1 protein-coding gene is annotated in these 719 nt (G+C 36.7%); it reads right to left on the minus strand.

Features of this window, described 5'->3' with window-relative positions:
- Positions 1-109 precede the first annotated feature (109 nt).
- Complete coding sequence (tnpA, locus tag ACYPXO_RS10690) at positions 110-580, minus strand: IS200/IS605 family transposase (protein WP_459640558.1); 471 nt, start codon at positions 578-580, stop codon at positions 110-112.
- Between the last annotated feature and the right edge of the window lie 139 nt (positions 581-719).

The following is a 719-nucleotide window of genomic DNA, read 5'->3' on the forward strand; positions in this document are numbered from 1 at the left end:
AATAAATATCCACCCGCCTAGCGGGTGGTTTTTCAGTTTCGGGCATAGCCCTAATACTACTAGCCACGCACAAGTGCGTCTTTTATTGGCCTGCCAGCCACGCGATTAATTACTTGCCACCCGTAAACGGGTCTCTTGGGTCAAATAGACTCAACTGATCCATTTCTTGATCTCGTTTTAACTGGTTGGCTATATAACTTTTTATTGCTGCTGTATTCTTTCCTACTATATCCACGTAGTATCCCTTACACCAAAACTCGCGATTTCGGTACGCAAATTTCATATTTCCATATTTTTGAAATATCATAAGACTACTTTTCCCTTTTAAATATCCCATAAAACCCGAAATGCTCATTTTGGGAGGGATACTTAATAGTAAGTGAATATGTTCTGGGCATATTTCTCTTTCTATTATGTCTACACCTTTCCATTGACATAGTATTTTAATAATATCTCTAATTTCCTCGCGTTTGTCTTGAAAAAACACCTTTCTTCTATATTTTGATGCAAAAACCACATGATATTTGCAGTTCCACTTCGTATGTGCTAAACTTTTAACGTCAGTATTTTGTTCATTCATTTTACTGTCCTCCTAATGTGTATTATTTACGTAACTGGCAGGTCACGTTTATATTATACACATTAGGAGCAATATAACTGAATACATCGCTAAAGCTTCTATAGAACCACGCGACTATCGCGTGGTTTTCTTAATACAA

The sequence above is a fragment of the Faecalimonas canis genome (assembly GCF_054601575.1).